The organism is Cellulomonas phragmiteti, assembly GCF_016862775.1.
In the GTDB taxonomy this organism is placed as follows: Bacteria; Actinomycetota; Actinomycetes; order Actinomycetales; family Cellulomonadaceae; genus Cellulomonas; species Cellulomonas phragmiteti.
In genome coordinates, this window is record NZ_BONP01000007.1 from 44,697 (window position 1) to 60,553 (window position 15,857).

13 protein-coding genes and 4 tRNA genes are annotated in these 15,857 nt (G+C 75.7%); 10 read left to right on the plus strand and 7 right to left on the minus strand.

Annotated elements, in window-relative coordinates; genetic code table 11:
* Positions 1-4: 4 nt before the first annotated feature.
* The gene (locus Cph01nite_RS07660; protein WP_203672924.1) at positions 5-1,609 is read right to left on the minus strand and encodes a molybdopterin-dependent oxidoreductase; all 1,605 of its coding nucleotides are present in this window, start codon (positions 1,607-1,609) and stop codon (positions 5-7) included.
* A 207-nt stretch (positions 1,610-1,816) separates the two neighbouring features.
* Here Cph01nite_RS07660 and nirB point away from each other — a divergent pair, with 207 nt between their 5' ends.
* From nirB to Cph01nite_RS07685, 5 genes are read left to right on the plus strand one after another with little or no spacing between them, the layout of a single operon-like run.
* Entirely contained in the window at positions 1,817-4,375 is a 2,559-nt protein-coding gene (nirB, locus tag Cph01nite_RS07665) for a nitrite reductase large subunit NirB (RefSeq protein ID WP_203672925.1), read from the plus strand.
* Complete coding sequence (nirD, locus tag Cph01nite_RS07670; RefSeq protein WP_203672927.1) at positions 4,372-4,791, plus strand: nitrite reductase small subunit NirD; 420 nt, start codon at positions 4,372-4,374, stop codon at positions 4,789-4,791. The genes nirB and nirD overlap by 4 nt, the downstream gene beginning before the upstream one ends.
* Positions 4,788-6,044, plus strand: coding sequence for a uroporphyrinogen-III C-methyltransferase (gene cobA, locus Cph01nite_RS07675; protein ID WP_203672928.1), 1,257 nt, complete (start codon positions 4,788-4,790; stop codon positions 6,042-6,044). Before nirD ends, cobA begins: the two co-directional genes overlap by 4 nt.
* 8 nt (positions 6,045-6,052) lie before the next feature.
* Positions 6,053-7,162 (plus strand): uroporphyrinogen-III synthase, encoded by a 1,110-nt coding sequence (locus Cph01nite_RS07680; protein ID WP_203673140.1) that lies wholly within the window; start codon positions 6,053-6,055, stop codon positions 7,160-7,162.
* On the plus strand, positions 7,159-7,890 hold the full coding sequence (locus Cph01nite_RS07685; protein WP_203672929.1) for a sirohydrochlorin chelatase: 732 nt from the start codon (positions 7,159-7,161) through the stop codon (positions 7,888-7,890). Before Cph01nite_RS07680 ends, Cph01nite_RS07685 begins: the two co-directional genes overlap by 4 nt.
* Here Cph01nite_RS07685 and Cph01nite_RS07690 read toward each other — a convergent pair.
* Both Cph01nite_RS07690 and Cph01nite_RS07695 read right to left on the minus strand, forming a co-directional pair.
* On the minus strand, positions 7,841-8,248 hold the full coding sequence (locus tag Cph01nite_RS07690) for a GntR family transcriptional regulator (protein WP_203672930.1): 408 nt from the start codon (positions 8,246-8,248) through the stop codon (positions 7,841-7,843). The two genes, Cph01nite_RS07685 and Cph01nite_RS07690, sit on opposite strands and share 50 nt — an antisense overlap.
* Entirely contained in the window at positions 8,245-9,165 is a 921-nt protein-coding gene (locus tag Cph01nite_RS07695; protein ID WP_203672931.1) for a hypothetical protein, read from the minus strand. The genes Cph01nite_RS07690 and Cph01nite_RS07695 overlap by 4 nt, the downstream gene beginning before the upstream one ends.
* A gap of 195 nt (positions 9,166-9,360) precedes the next feature.
* Here Cph01nite_RS07695 and Cph01nite_RS07700 point away from each other — a divergent pair, with 195 nt between their 5' ends.
* Entirely contained in the window at positions 9,361-10,149 is a 789-nt protein-coding gene (locus Cph01nite_RS07700; RefSeq protein WP_203672932.1) for a glycosyltransferase family 2 protein, read from the plus strand.
* A 72-nt stretch (positions 10,150-10,221) separates the two neighbouring features.
* Here Cph01nite_RS07700 and Cph01nite_RS07705 read toward each other — a convergent pair.
* The 3 genes from Cph01nite_RS07705 to Cph01nite_RS07715 form a co-directional block, all read right to left on the minus strand.
* Positions 10,222-10,296: transfer RNA gene (locus Cph01nite_RS07705), tRNA-Val, on the minus strand.
* 15 nt (positions 10,297-10,311) lie between these two features.
* Positions 10,312-10,382: transfer RNA gene (locus tag Cph01nite_RS07710), tRNA-Cys, on the minus strand.
* Positions 10,383-10,431: 49 nt separating this feature from the next.
* Positions 10,432-10,503, minus strand: a tRNA-Gly gene (locus Cph01nite_RS07715).
* Between the two features lie 136 nt (positions 10,504-10,639).
* On the opposite strand from Cph01nite_RS07715, the gene Cph01nite_RS07720 reads away from it, so the two are divergent.
* Both Cph01nite_RS07720 and Cph01nite_RS07725 read left to right on the plus strand, forming a co-directional pair.
* A complete protein-coding gene (locus Cph01nite_RS07720; protein ID WP_203672933.1) occupies positions 10,640-11,722 on the plus strand; it encodes a chorismate-binding protein in 1,083 nt (360 codons plus the stop codon).
* A 38-nt stretch (positions 11,723-11,760) separates the two neighbouring features.
* Positions 11,761-12,624 (plus strand): aminotransferase class IV, encoded by an 864-nt coding sequence (locus tag Cph01nite_RS07725; protein ID WP_203672936.1) that lies wholly within the window; start codon positions 11,761-11,763, stop codon positions 12,622-12,624.
* 89 nt (positions 12,625-12,713) lie between these two features.
* Here the strand turns inward: Cph01nite_RS07725 and Cph01nite_RS07730 are convergent, their stop codons facing one another.
* On the minus strand, positions 12,714-13,142 hold the full coding sequence (locus tag Cph01nite_RS07730; protein WP_203672937.1) for an SsgA family sporulation/cell division regulator: 429 nt from the start codon (positions 13,140-13,142) through the stop codon (positions 12,714-12,716).
* A gap of 381 nt (positions 13,143-13,523) precedes the next feature.
* Here Cph01nite_RS07730 and Cph01nite_RS07735 point away from each other — a divergent pair.
* Together Cph01nite_RS07735 and Cph01nite_RS07740 are read left to right on the plus strand one after the other, a co-directional pair.
* A tRNA-Val gene (locus Cph01nite_RS07735) sits at positions 13,524-13,595 on the plus strand.
* An 83-nt stretch (positions 13,596-13,678) separates the two neighbouring features.
* Positions 13,679-15,748: an NAD(+) synthase gene (locus Cph01nite_RS07740; RefSeq protein ID WP_203672943.1), complete on the plus strand. Its 2,070-nt coding sequence runs from the start codon at positions 13,679-13,681 to the stop codon at positions 15,746-15,748.
* Positions 15,749-15,857: the final 109 nt, after the last annotated feature.

Consider the following 15,857-nt stretch of genomic DNA (forward strand, 5'->3'; position numbering starts at 1 on the left):
CCCGTCAGGCGACGACCACGCGCACCGTGTCGTACCCGGCGGCGCCGTCGGGCACGGCCCCGGCCGGCACACCGGTCTGCGGGCCGTCGGGGTCCCACGCGCGCACGGCCAGCAGGTGCTCGCCGGGGGCGGCGCCCCGCCAGGTCCACCGCCACTGCCGCCACGTGTCGATGCCGGCGTCGGCCGCGAGGTCGGCCTCCTGCCAGGGTCCGTCGTCCACGCGGACCTGGACGCGCTCGACGCCCCGGTGCTGCGCCCACGCGGTCCCCGCGACCACGACGTCCCCTGCCCCGACCGTGTCGCCGGGTCGGGGCACCTCGAGGCGGGACTGCGTCTTGACCGGGCCGCGCTCCGACCAGCCCCGGACCGTCCAGTACGCCTCGGCGCGGTCGAACCGGGTCACCTCCAGCTCCGTCACCCACTTGGTCGCCGAGACGTAGCCGTACAGCCCGGGGACGACCATCCGGACGGGGAAGCCGTGCTCGGGCGGCAGGGGCTCGCCGTCCATCGCGATCGCGAGGAGGGCGTCGCGGTCGTCGGTCAGGGCCTCGAGCGGTGTCGAGGCGGTGAACCCGTCGACGCTGCGGGACAGGACCATGTCGGCGTCGGACGTCGGGACGGCGCGGGCCAGGACCTCGCGCACGGGCAGCCCGAGCCACCGCTGGTTGCCGACGAGGTCCCCGCCCACGGGGTTGGACACGCACGCGAGCGTGACCCACGCCTCGACGAGGTCGCTCGCCAGCAGCTCGTCCCAGCCGATCTCGACCTCACGCTCGACGAGACCGTGCACGCGCAGCCGCCAGCCGGCCGGGTCGACCTGCGGCACGACCAGTGCGGTGTCGATGCGGTAGAACTCCGCCACGGGTGTCGCCCACGGCTCGACGCCCGCCACGCCGACCTCGACGTCGGTCGGCGGCGCGGGTGCCGGCCGGGCGGGTGCGGGCAGCCGGAGAGCCGCCCGCACGTTCTGCACGCCGCGCTGACCGGTCGCGACGACGCGCCCGGCGACGGTGGCGACGACACCTGCGCTCGCCACCAGGGCGCTGAGGCGCAGGAACGCGCGGCGGTCGGGACGCCGTCCGGTCGGTGCGGCGTCGTGCTCGGCGTCGACAGGTGCGGCGTCGGGCACGCCGGGGCGTCCCGGGGGCAGCCGCCGCAGCAGCGCCTGCAGCGCCCACAGCCCTGCGGCCGCCCCGACCAGGGACGGCGCCGCAGCCCACGTGCCGGCGTCGGGACGGGTCGTGGCCGCCAGGGCCGCCACGCCGCCGAGCGCCACGACCAGGACCGCGCCGGCGGACCAGCGTCGCCGCGCGAGCACACCCCCGGTGGCGGCCAGGGCCGCCAGGACGAGCGCCTGGCCGACGCCCAGCGCCAGCTTGTCCGCCGTGCCGAACGCCGCGACCGCCAGGTCCTTGAGCCACCCCGGCGTCGCGTCGACGAAGGCGGCACCGACGGCGACCAGGGGATCGCTCGACGGGCCGGTGACGACGGCCACGAGCGCACCGGCGCCGACCGTGAGGGCGCCCGCGGCGACCCCCGCGCACGCGGCGCGCACGTCGTCAGCCCGGGCCGACGGGCGGACCGGGACGTCCGCCACCGCGCGCGTCATGCGCGCCACGGTAGGTCGTGCGACCGCACCCCGCCAGGGGCGGGCTCACACGGGCCCTCGGTCCCGTGAGAGGAGAACGTTCCGGCACCGAAACGGGCGGGCGCCCCTGCCCGAAACCCCCGGTTCGTAGCGTCGTCGACACGTCACACCCCGCGCTCGCCCGCTCGGCGCCCGCACGGACCGCACCGGATCGCACCAGGAGGCCCCATGGACCCCCGTCACCTCGTCGTCGTCGGCGGCGGCATGGTGGCGCAACGCCTCGTCGAGGCGCTGCGCGACCGTGACACCGACGGCACCTGGCGCGTCACGGTCCTCGCCGAGGAGCCGCGCCGTCCCTACGACCGCGTCGCGCTCACGAGCTTCTTCGCCGGGCGCTCGCCCGAGGACCTGGCGCTCGGCGACCCGGCGCTGTGGGACGACCCGCTGGTCACCCTCGTGCGCGGCGACAAGGCCGTGGCGGTCGACCGCGCAGCGCGTGTCGTGCGCGCCGAGTCCGGCCGCACGTTCGCGTACGACCACCTCGTCCTGGCCACGGGGTCGTACGCGTGGGTGCCGCCGATGGAGGGCGCCGACCTCGACGGCGTGTTCGTCTACCGCACGCTCGACGACGTCGCGGCGCTGCGCGGGTACGTCACCACCCTCGCCGAGGAGCGGACCGTGCGCGGTGTCGTCCTCGGCGGCGGTCTGCTCGGGCTCGAGGCCGCCGGGGCGCTCGACGCCCTCGGCGCGCGCCCCACGGTGCTGCAGGTCGACACGCACCTGATGTCGGCGCAGGTCGACCTCGGTGGCGGCGAGGCGCTGCGCCGTCTCGTCAACCGCCTCGGCATCGGGGTCCGGACGCAGTCGATGACCACGCGTGTGCTGCCGCACCGACGCGGCGGCGTCGGACGCGTCGAGCTGGCCGACGGCACCAAGCTGGACGCGGACGTGGTCGTCGTGGCCGCCGGCGTGCGGCCGCGCGACGAGCTCGGGCGCGAGTCCGGCCTGGCCGTCGGGCCGCGCGGCGGGGTCGTCGTCGACGACACGTGCCTGACGGACGACCCGCACGTCTCGGCCGTCGGCGAGGTCGCGTGCATCCAGGGCGCGTGCCTCGGCCTGGTCGCCCCGGGCTACACGATGGCCGAGGTGACGGTCGACCGGCTGCTCGGCGGGGCCGCGGTGTTCGGCGGTGCCGACACCGCGACCAAGCTCAAGCTCGCCGGCGTCGACGTCGCGAGCTTCGGTGACGCGTTCGCGCGCACCCCCGGGGCGCTCGAGGTCGTCTGGGCCGACCCCGTGGGCGGGGTCTACAAGAAGCTCGTCATGTCCGACGACGCCCGCACGCTGCTCGGCGGCGTGCTCGTGGGCGACGCCTCGGCGTACGCCAGCCTGCGCCCCATGGTCGGCCGCGAGCTGCCCGGCGACCCCGCGGCGTTCCTGCTCCCCGAGGGCGGGGCGGGCGCGCCCGACCTGGAGCTGCCCGACGACGCGAGCGTGTGCTCCTGCAACAACGTCTCCGCCGGCGCCATCCGGCACGCCGTCGCCGAGGACGGCTGCCACGACCTCGGCGCCGTCAAGTCCTGCACGCGCGCCGGCACCAGCTGCGGGTCGTGCCTGCCGCTGGTGAAGAAGCTCATGGCGACCGAGCTCGGCAAGCTCGGCGTCACCGTGAGCAGCGCCCTGTGCGAGCACTTCACGCTGTCGCGCGCCCAGCTCTACGACGCGGTGCGGGTCGCGGGGCTGCGCACCTTCACCGAGGTCGTCGAGCGGTTCGGCACCCACGGCCGCGGCTGCGACATCTGCCGCCCCGCCGTCGCGTCGATCCTCGCGACCACCGCACCCGCCCACGTGCTGGACGGCGAGCGTGCCACGCTGCAGGACACCAACGACCACGTCATGGCGAACCTGCAGAAGGACGGCTCGTACTCCGTCGTCCCGCGCATGGCGGGCGGCGAGGTGACCCCCGAGGGGCTCATCGCCGTCGGCGAGGTCGCCCGGGACTTCGGCCTCTACACCAAGATCACCGGCGGCCAGCGCGTCGACATGTTCGGCGCGCGCATCGACCAGCTGCCGCTGATCTGGCGTCGCCTGGTCGACGCCGGGTTCGAGTCCGGGCACGCCTACGGCAAGTCGCTGCGCACCGTGAAGTCCTGCGTCGGGTCGACCTGGTGCCGCTTCGGCGTGCAGGACTCCGTGGCGCTGGCCGTGATGCTCGAGCTGCGCTACCGCGGTCTGCGCTCGCCGCACAAGATCAAGCTCGGGGTCTCCGGCTGCGCGCGCGAGTGCGCCGAGGCGCGCGGGAAGGACGTCGGGATCATCGCGACCGACAAGGGCTGGAACGTGTACGTCGGCGGCAACGGCGGGTTCACCCCGCGCCACGCGAAGCTGCTGGCCGAGGACCTCGACACCGAGACCCTCGTCCGCACCATCGACAGGTTCCTGCTCTACTACGTGCGCACCGCGGACCGGCTGCAGCGCACCGCCCCCTGGATCGAGGACGTCGAGGGCGGCCTGGAGGGGGTCCGCGCCGTGGTCATGGACGACTCGCTGGGCATCTGCGAGGACCTCGACGAGCAGATGGCGCGGCACGTCGCCGACTACGAGGACGAGTGGCGCGCGACCCTCGACGACCCCGAGAAGCTCAAGCGGTTCGCCTCCTTCGTCAATGCCCCCGACGTGCCCGACCCGTCCCTGGCGTACGTCCCCGAGCGCGGTCAGGTACGGCCCGCGACCGCCGACGAGCGCGCCGTGCTCGTCGCCGGCACCACCCTGGAGGTCCGGTCATGACGACGCTCGACGAACGCGCCACGACGTGGCTGACGGTGTGCCGGCTCGAGGACCTCCCGCGCGAGCGCGGCGTCGCGGCCCTCGTCCCCGACGAGGTCGACGCGGCGCCCGTCCTCACGCAGGTTGCCCTGTTCCGGCTGCTCGACGACACCGTGCTCGCGGTCCAGCACCACGACCCGTTCAGCGACGCCCACGTGCTGGCCCGCGGGATCGTCGGGACGCGCCGCGTCGACGACCAGGACGTGCCGACCGTCGCGTCCCCCATGCACAAGCAGGTGTTCGACCTGCGCACCGGCACGTGCCTGGACCCGGCGGGCAAGCAGCCCGTCGCCGGCCGCTCGCCGGACCTGCGCACGTGGCCGGTGCAGGTCGTTGACGGCGACGTCCGCCTCGCCGTCGCCGGGGGTGCCGCGTGACCGCGCTGCTGGGCGTCGAGCTGACCGACCGGCCCGTGCTCGTCGTCGGCGGGGGACCGGTCGCCGCCCGGCGAGCCCAGGCCCTGGCCGACGAGGGCGCCCGCGTGCACGTGGTGGCCCCCCACGTGTGCGAGCCGATCGCCGACCTGGTGGTCGCCGGTCGCGCCCGGTGGTCCGACCGCGAGGTCCTCGAGGCCGACCTCGACGGCGTCTGGCTCGTGCACACCGCGACGGGGGAGCGGGCCACCGACACGGCGGTCGTCGGGTGGGCCACCGCGCGTCGGGTCTTCTGCGTCGACGCCGGCGGGCCGCGACGCCCCGCCGCCGGCACCGCCCGCACACCCGCCACGACGCTCGCCGGCGACGTCTTGGTGGGCGTCGTGTCGACGACGGGCGCCGACCCGCGACGCAGCGTGCGCGTGCGGGACCGGCTCGCCGCGCACCTGCGCGCCGGCGACGTCGACCTGCGTCGCCGCCGCCCCGCACCGGACCGCGGCCGCGTCGTGCTCGTCGGCGGCGGCCCGGGCGACCTCGGCCTGCTGACCGTCGCCGGGCGGCGCGCCCTCGCGGAGGCCGACGTCGTCGTCGCCGACCGCCTCGGCCCCACGGACGTCCTGGACGAGCTGCCCGCCGACGTCGAGGTCATCGACGTCGGCAAGTCACCCGGCCACCACCCGGTGCCGCAGGACGAGATCAACCGGATCCTCGTCGAGCAGGCCCAGCGCGGGCGCGTCGTCGTGCGCCTCAAGGGGGGCGACCCCTTCGTGTACGGCCGCGGCGGGGAGGAGGTGCTGGCCTGCCGCGCCGCCGCCGTCCCGGTGACCGTCGTGCCGGGCGTCAGCAGCGCGTTCGCCGCCGCTGCCGCCGCGGGGATCCCCCTGACGCACCGCGGGGTCGTCGGTGCCGTCCACGTCATGAACGGCACCGACGGCTGGTCCGGGGCTGCGCTCACGGGGCTGCGGGACCGGTCCTGCACCGTCGTGGTCCTCATGGGCGTCGCCGCCCTGCCCGGGCTGGTGCGTGACGCGCTGACCGGTGGGGTCGACCCCGACGTGCCCGTCGCGGTCGTCGAGCGGGCGACCCTGCCCGACCAGCGCGTGACATGGGCGCCGCTGCACGAGATCGCCGCGGTCGCGGCCGCCCGCGGCGTGCGCGCGCCGGCCGTCGTGGTCCTCGGCGACGTCGCGGCACCGGACCTGCTCGACGCACCGGTGGACGACACCGACCCCGGCACCGCGACAATGGACGCGTGACGGCGGAGATGATCGACCAGACGCTGGCGGGGTGCGTCGTGCTCGTCACGGCCGACCGCCGCTCCTCCGAGCTGCGCGCCGCCCTCGAGCGCCGCGGCGCGACCGTGCGGCACGCGCCCGCCCTCGGGATGGTGCCGCACACCGACGACGCGCTGCTGCTCGAACGCACCCGCGACCTGCTCGTCGACCCACCCGACACGGTCGTCGTCACCACGGGCATCGGCTTCCGCGGCTGGATCGAGGCCGCCGACGCCGCCGGGGTCGCCGACCGCCTGCTCGAGGTCCTCGCCGCCACCCGCATCGTGGCGCGGGGGCCCAAGGCACGTGGCGCGATCCAGGCCGCCGGGCTCAGCGCCGACTGGGTCGCCGAGTCCGAGACGAGCGCCGAGATCGCCGAGACGCTCCTCGACGAGGGGGTCTCCGGCCGCGACATCGTCATCCAGCACCACGGCGCGGGCGCCGACGGCCTCGACGAGGCGTTCGCGCTCGCGGGCGCCCGGGTCCGCAGCCTCGTCGTCTACCGCTGGGGCCCGCCGCCCGACCCCGAGCTGGTCCGCGCGTCGGCGCACGCCGTCGCGGACGGCGAGATCGACACGGTGGTGTTCACGTCGGCACCGGGGGCGGCGGCGTGGGTGACGGCCGCGCAGGAGGCCGGTGCGCTCGACGGCGTGCTGCGCCGGCACCGGTCCGGCGGCGTGGTGTTCGCGGCCGTCGGCCCAGTCACCGCCCGGCCGCTGCTCGAGGTCGGCATCGAGCCGCTCGTGCCGGACCGTGGTCGTCTCGGCTCGTTGGTGCGGGCCATCGTCACGCACTACGGCGGGATCGATGCCCTCGACACGGTCGCGGGCCCGCTGCGGGTGCGACGGGGCGCGGCCGTGCTCGACGGGCGGGTGCTGCCGCTGTCCCGGACCGGTCTGGAGGTGCTGCGACTGCTGGCGCACGCCCGCGGCTCGGTCGTGCCGCGGGACCGTGTGCTCGCGGCGCTGCCCGGGGTATCGTCCGACCCGCACGCGGCCGAGGTCGCGATCGCACGCCTGCGGGACGCCACCGGCAGCCGTGCGCTCATCCGCACGGTGGTCAAGCGCGGCTACCGGCTCGAGCTCCAGGAGCAACCATGACGTCCACCCCGGCGCCCGTCCTGGTGGGCTGCTCGCACGGCACCGACAGCGTCCCCGGTCGTGAGGCCATCGCCTCGATCCTGGTGGACCTGGCGACCCTGCGTCCCGACCTCGACGTGCGGGAGGCGTTCGTCGACGTCCAGCAGCCCGAGCTGCCCGACGTCGTGGCCGGTGCTGTCCCCGAGGCTCCCGCCGTGGTAGTGCCGCTGCTGCTCTCGACCGGGTTCCACGTCAAGACGGACGTCGCCGAGGCCGTCGACCGGCCCGGTGCGGCGGCTGCACGGCCGATGGGCCCGGACGCGCGGCTCGTGGAGATCCTCGCCGACCGGCTGGCCGCGGCCGGTCTGCGGTCCGGTGACGCGGTCGTCGTCGCGGCGGCGGGGTCGAGCGACCCTGAGGCGGCCGACGCCGTCCGCGAGGTGGTCGCGGGGCTCGCCGCACGCCTCGGGTGCCCGGTGGGTGTCGGGTTCGGCTCCGGGGCCCACCCCCGCGTGCCGGTGGCGGTCGCGGACGCCCGGGCGGGCCTGGCCCCGGGCGGGCGGGTCGTGGTCGCCTCCTACCTGCTGGCGCCCGGCTTCTTCCTGGACCGCGTGCACGAGTCCGGTGCCGACGTGGTCGCGGCGCCGCTGGCCCCGGACCCGCGTCTCGCGCAGATCGCGCTGGACCGGTACGAGGAGGTCAGCGCGCAGGCGTCGGCGACGTGGTCGCGGGTCGCCGCGGGAGCGTGAGCAGCGCCGACGCCACGAGGTCCTGGACCTCCTCGTCGGACACCCCTGCGGCGCGCGCGACGTCGACGAGCCGGACCGCGGCCTCGGCGACGTCCTGACGTCCACCGCCGACGGCCGGCGCGGTGACGACGGTCCCGAGGCGGCGCCGGGTGGTGGCGAGCCCGCTGGCCTCGAGCTCACGGTAGGCGCGGGCGACGGTGCCGGCGGCGATGCCCAGGTCGTTGGCCAGGGCACGCACGGTCGGCAGCCGCTCGCCGTCGACGAGGCGGCCCGCGACGACCAGCGCCGCGACCTGGGCGCGGATCTGCTCGTAGTGCGGTGTCGAGGACGTCAGGTCGACGTGGACGCGCAGGCTCATGCGACGGCCGCGACGTCGGCCGTGACGGTGCGGGGGTGCGCTGCGCCGCGGCGCAGCGCGACGGCGGTCCCCGCGACGCCCACGGACACGGCGACCACCAGGACGAGCTGCGCCAGCACCGCGACCTCGGGCACCGCGGTGGCGGGGGTCAAGGTGGGGATCGGCTCGGCGACGCGGTGCAGGGTCCACGAGGTCATGAGCAGGGCCCCGGCGAGGGTCAGCGCGAGGGCGAGCTGGACACCGCGCAGGATCCGCGCGCCCGTGCGGCGCCGCAGAGCCAGGTCCCACCCGGGACCGACCCCGCCGACCGCCGGCCGGGTGGCGACGAGGTGCAGGACGCCGGCCGTGGCCGCCAGCAGCACGACGACGCCGACGGTGAGCGGCACGGCGTACCAGGAGCCCAGGTAGGGGGTGCCGCGCGAGATCCAGCCGTCGACGACGCGGTCGAGGTGCCGGGGTCCCGTCGCGGTGAGCGTGCCGGCCGCGAGCAGGGTGACGAGCGCACCCGCCCAGGACCAGGTCAGCACGCGCAGCGGACGGGGTGCCACGTCGGCCACGGTCCGGGTCGTGAGGTCGGCCGTGCGCACGTCGCCCGACGGGCGCGGGTAGGTGAGCTCCCCGACGGCGTGCACGAGCAGGAAGGCCAGTGCGGCGGCGATCGGGGCGCAGGCGACGGCGCGCCCGTCCGGCCGGACGGGCAGGGCGGGGACGCCCGCGGTGACCCAGGTGGCCACACCGAGGACCCCGAGCAGCAGCACGGCGGTGGCGACGGCGGCGGGCAGGGTCGCGTGGCGCAGGGCGCGCGCGGCCTCCGTCGACGGCGCGACCGTGCGGCGGTGGTCGTGCACGAGGACCGCGAGGGGTGCCAGCACGGCCAGCAGGGCCAGGACGAGGGCGGACCACGCGGCGATGCTCACGGTCGACTCCTTGGTCATTGAACACGGACAATGAACAATCGCACGGCGGGTGCCGCGGGTCAAGGAGGCTGCGGGCGAGGACCGTCCGGTCGAGGGGCGATCGGCGGCCGGCCCCGCGGTCCCCGGGGTACGGTCGGAGGTGATCGGGCAGGGCGCCGGCGGTCGGCCCCGGACCACGCGCAGCCAGGAGGACCCGTGAGCCAGACCGACGCGGGGCGGTCGACGCCCGCCCACGCCACCGACGGTGCCCCGCGCGACGTCGCCCGGCCGGTCACCGTGTCCGTCGTGATCCCGGTCCGCGACGACACCACCCACCTCGAGGTGTGCCTGACGCTCCTGGCGCAGCAGACCCGCGCACCCGACGAGGTGGTCGTGGTCGACAACGGGTCGACGGACGACAGCGCGCAGGTCGCCCGTCGGCACGGCGCCCGGGTCGTCGAGGAGCCCCACCCGGGCATCCCGGCGGCCGCAGCTGCCGGGTACGACGCGGCGCGCGGTGACCTGGTGCTGCGTCTCGACGCGGACACCCGGCCGGGGCCCGACTGGGTCGCGCACGCCGTGCGCGTCCTGGCCGACCCCCGCGTCGACGCGGTGACCGGCAGCGGGCGGTTCGACCTACCGGGCCCCGGCGGGGTCGTCGTGGCGCGGGCCTACCTCGGTGCGTACTACACGCTCGGGCACCTGGCCGCCGGCCATCCCGTGGTCTGGGGGTCGTCGGCCGCGTTCCGCGCCGACGCGTGGCGCCGTGTCCGCGACCACGTGACCCGGACCGAGGACGTGCACGACGACCTGGACCTGGCCATGGCGCTCGGCCCCGGCGCCCGCGTCGTCGTCGACCGCTCGTGGTGCGTGGGGGTCTCGGCCCGGTCGGTGCGGCCCGGTCGGCAGTGGGTGCCGCGCTTCGGACGGGCGTTCCGGACCCTGCACCGGCAGTGGCGCGTCATGCCACCGTGGGAGCGCTGGGCGGTGCGGTTCGGTCGCTGACGGATGCGGTCGCTGGTGCAGCAGCGCCGGTGCAGCAGCGAAGCCCCAGGTCACATGACCTGGGGCTTCGTCTGGTGGGCGATACTGGGATCGAACCAGTGACCTCTTCCGTGTCAGGGAAGCGCGCTACCGCTGCGCCAATCGCCCATGGGAGTGCATACGAGGTGGAGACGGGATTCGAACCCGTGTATACGGCTTTGCAGGCCGCTGCCTCGCCTCTCGGCCACTCCACCGCTGAGACCGCAGTCCACCGCGGCTGGAAGCCGAAGGGGATAGCCTCCGAGCGGACGACGGGATTCGAACCCGCGACCCTCACCTTGGCAAGGTGATGCTCTACCACTGAGCCACGTCCGCGCGTCAGTTCCGCCGTTTCACCGGCGTTCCTGGTGCGTCGAAGACTCTAGACGACAACATCCACGAGAGTCCAACCGGCCCCCGTTCGCGTGTCGCCCGGCGCGTCGCTGCAGGCCCCGGTCGGTAGGTTGAGCGCGTGCCGCCCCGCTCCGCCCCCCTCCACGCCGTCGCGCCCGGCGTCGCGTGGTTCGCCGGGCGCCGGGCCCGGGGCGTCGTGGAGCACGCGGACCTGGGCGCTCGTCCCGACGCGCTCGCGACACCGGGCTGGTGGGCGCTGGTGGGGGAGTTCGAGGGGCGGGTCGACGCCTGGCGGTTCGCGCACGTCGAGGACGACGACACCCCCGTCGCGGCCACCGCGTGGGCCGGGCCGCCCCCGGCGGCCTGGACGTCCTCCCTCGACCACCAGGACTACGTCGCGGCGGTGCACAGGGTGCGGGCCCACGTGCGCGAGGGGGTCGTCTACCAGGCCAACCTCTGCCGGGTGCTGCGCGCCCCGCTGGCGCCCCCCGGGGGCGAGCCGGACGCCCGTGCGTTGGCGGCCCGGCTGGTCGCCGGCAACCCTGCGCCCTACGCGGGCGGTGTGCACGTGCCCCGCGGTGGCGACGTGCCGGGGGCGTGGGTGGTGACGGCGTCGCCGGAGCTCTTCCTGCGCGTGCAGGACGGGACGGTCACGTCGGGACCCATCAAGGGGACGGCGGTCACCGCGGCCGGCCTGAGCGCGAAGGACCGCGCGGAGAACGTCATGATCACCGACCTGGTGCGCAACGACCTGCAGCGGGTGTGCCGGGCGGGGACGGTCCGCGTGACGCAGCTGCTGGGCGTCGAGCAGCACCCCGGCCTCGTCCACCTCGTCTCGACGGTCGCGGGCGAGCTGACGGCCGAGGTGCGCGAGGCGCCCGACGCCGTGGCGCAGGTCCTCGCGGCGACCTACCCGCCCGGCTCGGTGTCCGGCGCTCCGAAGAGCTCGGCCCTGCGGGTGATCGCCGAGCTCGAGCGCGAGGCCCGGGGCCCCTACTGCGGGCTCGTCGGCTGGGCGCACGTCGGCGCCGACGGGCGCCTGACGGCCGAGCTCGCCGTGGGCATCCGGACCTTCTGGTGGCGTGACGGCGTGCTGCGGTTCGGCACCGGCGCAGGGATCACGTGGGCCAGCGACGCGGAGCAGGAGTGGCGCGAGACCGAGCTCAAGGCCTCCCGGCTGGTCGCGCTGGCGTCGCGCTGAGCGGTCGGTCGCACGCCGGCCGGTGGCAGGATGGCCCCGTGGACCTCGCGATCTGGGCCGGTGGACGCCTGCGCGCGCCGGACGAGCCCGTGCTCACCGCCGTCGACCACGGCCTGACCGTGGGGGACGGGGTCTTCGAGACCTGCGCCGTCGTCCACGGCGCCGCCTTCGCGCTGACCCGGCACCTCGCGCGCCTCGCGGCGTCGGCCCGTGGGCTGGGTCTGCCGCCGCTGCCGATGGCCGAGGTCCGTGAGGGCGTCCGCGCCGTGCTGGAGGCCGCGGGGGAGCACGCCGGGCGGGTGCGGATCACCGTGACGGGCGGGCCCGGGCCGATGGGGTCGTACCGCTGGTCCGCGGACGAGCAGCGCCCGACGGTCGTCGTGGTCGCGGGCCCGGCGACCACCCTCGACGTGTCACGTGCCGTCCGGGTGCCGTGGGTCCGCAACGAGCGCTCCCCGCTGGCCGGGCTGAAGACCACGTCGTACGGCGAGAACGTCGTCGCCCTGGCGCGCGCCCGTGAGCGCGGCGCCGACGAGGCGCTGCTGGCCGACACCCGCGGGCGCCTGTGCGAGGGGACCGGGTCCAACGTGTTCGTCGAGACCGGTGGCGAGCTGGTCACGCCCGCCCTCGAGACGGGCGCCCTGGCCGGGATCACGCGCGAGCTCCTGCTGCTCTGGGGCCCCCAGGCCGGCCTCCCGGTGCGGGAGGCACGCCCGGGCGAGCTGCCCTGGGAGGTGCTCGAGGACGTCGTCGCCGGCCGCGCCGGCCTCGCGCTGACCGGATCGATCCGCAACGTCACGCCCGTGGTGCGGCTCGACGACGTCGAGGTCGCGCCGGGTCCGCTGTCGCGCGAGGCCCAGCGGCTTTTCCTCGCGCGCATGGCGGACGACGTCGACCCCTGAGGGGCCTGGCGCCGCGCGGGGGGACCGCGCTCGCCGGCACGCACGACGGCCGGCCCCGACGAGCGGGACCGGCCGGTGTCGTGGAGGCGTCAGGCCGTGAGGAGTGCCGCGATGAGCGCGGTGATCTCGCCCTCCATCTTGTCCGACTCGGCCCCGACGGGGACGAGGGACTCGGTCGCGGCGAGGAAGCGCACGAGGGGCTCGGTGGGAGCGGCCAGCAGCGCGCTGCCCTCGACGCCTGAGAGCGAGACCAGGGTGTAGTCCGGGTCGTCGTCGCGCCACACCTGGACGTCGCCGGTCCCGGCGGGCGCGTCGGCGACGGCGTGCACGCCCTGGGCAAGGAGCTCGCGGCCGAGCAGCCAGGTGGACATCGTGTGCGCGCCCGTGAAGACGGCACGCACCGTGTACGGGTCGGTGGTGCGGAAGCACAGCTCCGCCGACACGGGGATCACGGTCGCGTCGGACCCGATGAGCTGCATGGCGACGACCTCGATGACGTCGTACGACGAATCCGCCATCGGGTCCTCCTGTCGCATGGTGGGGCCCGGGCGGGCCGTGGAGACACATCATGGCAGGACGGATGTCCCATTGGACCGATGCACGCGCACAGTTCACCCGCCCGGACCCTTTCAGTGGGCTCGGAAAACGTTGCACATCGCTCTCTCGAGTGCAGAAGCCGACAATTCACGCCCGATCGCCGCACCTCCTCGCCCGTCCTGCGGGTGCCCGACGGGCGTCCCGGCGGCGGCCGGCGCACGACCGGGGCGCGGGCGGGAGCGGTGACGGTTCGGCGATCGGCGCGGTGTCCGCTAACATCGTCTCCCGTGCCGCCCACGGGTGATGCGCACGACCCCTGCCCTGCGGGCGGAGGTCGGCGGATCCGGGTCGGCGCCGGCAGCGGGCGATTGGCTCAGTGGTAGAGCGCCTCGTTCACACCGAGGAGGTCACTGGTTCGAACCCAGTATCGCCCACCCGCACCGAACGCCCCCCGGCCACCGCCGGGGGGCGTTCGTCCTCGCAGGAGGCGACGTCGCGGTCGTGCCAGACTCGCGACGTGGACTTCCTCTCCGCCTACGCCCACGGCTTCGCACGCGTCGCCGCGTGCACGGTGCCCGTCACGGTCGCGGACCCCGAACGCAACGTCGCCGCCGTGCTCGAGGTCGCACGCGCCTGCCACGACGAGGCCGTGGCCGTCGCCGTGTTCCCCGAGCTGTGCCTGTCCGGCTACGCGATCGACGACCTGCTGCTGCAGGACACGCTCCTCGACGCCGTGCTCGACGCCGTGGCCGAGCTGGTCGAGGCGTCCCGGGACCTGCGTCCCGTGCTCGTCGTGGGCGCTCCGCTCGCCCACGGCACGCGGGTGCTCAACACCGCGGTGGTCGTGCACCGGGGTCGCGTGCTCGGCGTGGCGCCCAAGTCCTACCTGCCGACCTACCGCGAGTTCTACGAGCGACGCTGGTTCGCTCCCGGGGACGACGTGCGCGGCACCGTCACGCTCGCGGGCCAGGACGCGCCGATCGGGCCGGACCTGCTGTTCTCCGCGACGGACGTCCCCGGGCTGGTCCTGCACGTCGAGGTCTGCGAGGACATGTGGGTGCCGGTCCCGCCGAGCGCGACCGCCGCGCTCGCCGGCGCGACCGTGCTGGCGAACCTATCGTCCAGCCCGATCACGGTCGGGCGTGCCGAGGAGCGCCGGCTGCTGGTCCGGTCGGCGTCCGCGCGCTGCCAGGCGGCCTACGTCTACGCCGCCGCGGGGTACGGGGAGTCCACGACCGACCTGTCGTGGGACGGCCAGACGATGGTGTACGAGCTCGGGGAGCTCCTCGCCGAGGGCGAGCGGTTCGTCGACGACGCCGTGGTGACGATCGTGGACGTGCACCTCGACAGGGTGCGCCAGGAGCGGCTGCGCACGGGGACGTTCGACGACAACCGGCGGGGACTGGGCATGCCACCTGCCGGGGCGTCGCACCGCACGGTCCGCTTCGCGCTCGTGCCGCCGACGGGCGACGTCGGCCTGCGGCGGGCCGTCGACCGGTTCCCGTTCGTCCCCGACGACCCGCAGCGTCTGGCTCTCGACTGCTACGAGGCGTACAACATCCAGGTCAGCGGGCTCGAGCAGCGGCTGCGGGCCGTCGGTGACGCCAAGGTCGTCATCGGTGTGTCCGGCGGGCTGGACTCCACGCACGCCCTCATCGTCGCCGCGAACGCGATGGACCGGCTCGGCCGCCCCCGCAGCGACATCCTGGCCTTCACGATGCCGGGCTTCGCGACGAGCGAGGCCACCAAGGCCAGCGCCCTGGCGCTCATGGAGTCGCTCGGCACCACGGCGCAGACGCTCGACATCCGGCCCGCGGCCCGCCAGATGCTCGCCGACCTGGGGCACCCGGCCGGCGAGGGGCACGAGGTCTACGACGTCACGTTCGAGAACGTGCAGGCGGGCCTGCGCACGGACTACCTGTTCCGTGCGGCGAACCAGCGCGGCGGGATCGTCCTGGGCACCGGGGACCTGTCCGAGCTCGCGCTCGGCTGGTGCACGTACGGGGTGGGCGACCAGATGTCGCACTACGCGGTCAACGCCGGGGTGCCCAAGACCCTCATCCAGCACCTCATCCGCTGGGTGGTGGCCGAGGGACACTTCGACGACGCCACCAACGACGTGCTGCTGCGCGTCGTGGACCAGGAGATCTCCCCGGAGCTCGTCCCGGTGCGGCAGGGCGAGGCCGTCCAGTCGACCGAGTCGACGATCGGGCCCTACGCCCTGCACGACTTCACGCTGTACCAGGTGCTGCGGCACGGGACGCGGCCCAGCACGACCGCGTTCCTCGCGTGGCACGCGTGGCACGACGCCGAGGCCGGTGCCTGGCCGCCCGCCTGGCCGGTCGACCGCCGGCCGTCGTACGACCTGCCGACGGTCCGCCGCTGGCTCGAGGTGTTCCACCGGCGCTTCTTCGCCAGCCAGTTCAAGAGGTCGGCCCTGCCCAACGGGCCGAAGGTCAGCGCGGGCGGCACCGTGTCGCCGCGCGGGGACTGGCGCATGCCGTCGGACGCCTCGGCCGCGGCGTGGCTCGCCGAGCTCGAGGCGCACGTCCCGCACGACCTGCCGCCCGGCACGACGCCCGCCTGACGGCACACCGCACCCGGCTCGACCGGCGGGTGAGGTCGAGCCCCCGCCCGGTCGGTAGCATCGTCCCCGCCCGCATCGGCGACCGCCGACCCGCCGCGAGCAGCGGCGC